General features: G+C 67.2%; 4 protein-coding genes. All 4 read right to left on the bottom strand.

What is annotated here, in order from left to right; all coding sequences use genetic code 11:
• Positions 1-455: 455 nt before the first annotated feature.
• Positions 456-791, bottom strand: coding sequence for an Lsr2 family protein (locus EHS43_RS42625; RefSeq protein ID WP_037717519.1), 336 nt, complete (start codon positions 789-791; stop codon positions 456-458).
• 222 nt (positions 792-1,013) lie between these two features.
• Positions 1,014-1,562 (bottom strand): amino-acid N-acetyltransferase, encoded by a 549-nt coding sequence (locus EHS43_RS42630; protein ID WP_007383770.1) that lies wholly within the window; start codon positions 1,560-1,562, stop codon positions 1,014-1,016.
• 9 nt (positions 1,563-1,571) lie between these two features.
• A complete protein-coding gene (locus EHS43_RS42635) occupies positions 1,572-1,976 on the bottom strand; it encodes a BlaI/MecI/CopY family transcriptional regulator (RefSeq protein WP_260470975.1) in 405 nt (134 codons plus the stop codon).
• 136 nt (positions 1,977-2,112) lie between these two features.
• On the bottom strand, positions 2,113-2,277 hold the full coding sequence (locus tag EHS43_RS46920) for a hypothetical protein (protein ID WP_185806647.1): 165 nt from the start codon (positions 2,275-2,277) through the stop codon (positions 2,113-2,115).
• Positions 2,278-2,406: the final 129 nt, after the last annotated feature.

Consider the following 2,406-nt stretch of genomic DNA (forward strand, 5'->3'; position numbering starts at 1 on the left):
CCTCAAGGCCCCGACGGGCCCGCAGAAACGACACAAAGGCAAGCCCCAAGAACTCTCGGCCCCGCCAGGGCGACACAGGGCCCCGACCTCTTCGCCTCGCGGCCTCCGGCGCCGGGAGCAGCCGGGCTCACCGGAGCGGCACAGGGTCGGATGCCGGGCGGATCCGCGGGGCGGTCGCCGGCGTCAGGGGCGGGCGGGCCCGCGGCGCTTTCCGTGGACGGCCGTGCGGGCGAGGTCCCGGGCGCCCTGCAGGGGGCCGCCGTATGGCTGCGGCCCCCCGAGCCTGGGTGCGAGGTCGAGGCCTCGCTGCCGACGGTGTCGGCGCTGGGGGGCGGTGGGGGCGCCCCCGATCTCGTACGCGTCGTGAACACGGTGGCGACACAATGCCACCGGTTGCGGCTGCGGCACGCTCGGGCATAAGCCTTCGCGGGCCCCGGCCTTCGTGCACCTCTCGATCAGGCGTTGGCCTTCTCGTAAGCCTCGCGAATGCTCGCCGGAACACGGCCGCGGTCATTGACCTCGTAACCGTTCTCCTTGGCCCAGGCACGGATCTGAGCGGTGTCCTGGCTGCCACCGGAAGCGGCACGCGCCTTTCCGCGCCCGCCCGAAGCACGGCCTCCAGTACGGCGACCACCCTTCACGTAGGGGTCGAGAAGGCCGCGAAGCTTGTCCGCATTGGCGGTCGTGAGATCGATCTCGTACGTCTTGCCGTCCAACGCGAACGTGACGGTCTCGTCCGCCTCGCCGCCGTCGATGTCGTCGACAAGAAGGACCTGAACCTTCTGTGCCACCGGATTTCCTTTCATCCAATACTTGAGGGCCGGGGGTCTGCGGCGTCCGCCGTTTCGCCGTCCCCTGTTATATGCAGTACTGCAGTACGTCGGAAAGCAAACCGCTTTTGCTGGAAAAACACAAACCCTCGGGAGAGACCGACAGCGGTCTCCTCGTCCGGAAACATGCGCGTTTCGGACATAGGGAACCTGGGCAGGGTCGAGCGCCGGAATCCTTGGCGATCACAGATGCAGAAGCATCCGACTGTTGCCCAAGGTGTTCGGTTTCACTCGTTCGAGACCGAGGAACTCCGCCACGCCTTCGTCATAGGAACGCAGCAGCTCTGCGTAGACATCGGTGTCAACGGGCGTCTCGCCGATCTCGACGAAGCCATGCTTGCCGAAGAAGTCGACTTCGAAGGTGAGGCAGAAAACGCGGCGAACACCGAGCCAGCGGGCCGTCTGCAACAACTTCTCCAGCAACTGATGACCGACCCCGGCCCCCCTCAGCCCGGGCTTCACGGCGAGAGTGCGCACTTCCGCGAGGTCTTCCCACATGACATGCAGGGCTCCGAAGCCGACCAGCTCGGCGTTGTCGTCGCGCTCGGCGACCCAGAACTCCTGGATGTCCTCGTAAAGCGTCACGGTCGCTTTGTCGAGCAGGATGCGGTCGCGGACGTAGGAGTCAAGGAGCCGACGGATGCCGGCGACATCGCTGGTGCGGGCCCGCCGGACGGTGATGGCTTTTGCGGTGACTTCGGGGTTCTCGGCGGAGGGGCTCTTCGCGGACATGAGCGGACGCTATCGCCCGCCGTCCCGCGTTGCCGAGTCGGGGTTCTCCACGGGCGGCCCCTGGACGATGCGTACGGCGTCCTGGAGTGCCCGTCGCTGTTCCTCGCTCATCATCCCGAAGAAGGCGACGAGAGCGGCGGCGGGGTTGTCGCTCTGGGACCAGGCGTCGTTCATCAGTGCGGCGGCGTAGGCGGCCCGTGTGGAGACCGCCTCATATCGATAGGCCCGGCCTTCCGCCTCACGGCGCACCCAGCCCTTCTGATGGAGATTGTCCAAAACGGTCATCACCGTGGTGTAGGCGATGGACCGTTCCTGCTGAAGGTCTTCCAGGACTTCTCGAACGGTGACCGGGCGGTTCCACTTCCACACCCGCGTCATGACCGCGTCTTCGAGTTCTCCCAATGGGCGAGGCACACCTCAGCACAATAGTGGGAGATCCGGGTATCGGCGTGACGGACGTGCTCTTTCGACGTCAAACAGCAACAAAAAGGGCGCACGACTCCGACAGCACGAGGCTCGGGGAGTCGTACGCCGATGAGGGCGCGGCCGGTCAGTCGGCCTGCTTGGCCGCCTCCGCGCGCGAGAGGGCGGCGTCCACGGCCGCGTCCTCCTTGGCCTTGTTGGCCCCGCCCTGGGTCTTCACGATGACCCGGATCACACCGATGAAGAACACGGCCATGACGACCGGGGGCACGAGCGCGGAGACGTAGTCCATGCCTCCAGAGTAGCCAGCGGCGCCGGGATCACCCGGGCGGGGTGCGGCGCCCGGGTTCAGCCCGCGGCCAGGTGCTGCGGCGGGTTCGCCGGGGGCTCGGCCGGCTTGCGACGGGGGAAGACCTCGCCC

The sequence above is a fragment of the Streptomyces sp. RP5T genome (assembly GCF_003933965.1).
Lineage (GTDB): Bacteria > Actinomycetota > Actinomycetes > Streptomycetales > Streptomycetaceae > Streptomyces.

Bases quoted from the DNA above. Each gene is read 5' to 3' on its own strand.
- EHS43_RS42630 (WP_007383770.1), bottom strand. From the start codon at position 1,562: ATGTCCGCGAAGAGCCCCTCCGCCGAGAACCCCGAAGTCACCGCAAAA.
- EHS43_RS46920 (WP_185806647.1), bottom strand. From the start codon at position 2,277: ATGGACTACGTCTCCGCGCTCGTGCCCCCGGTCGTCATGGCCGTGTTC.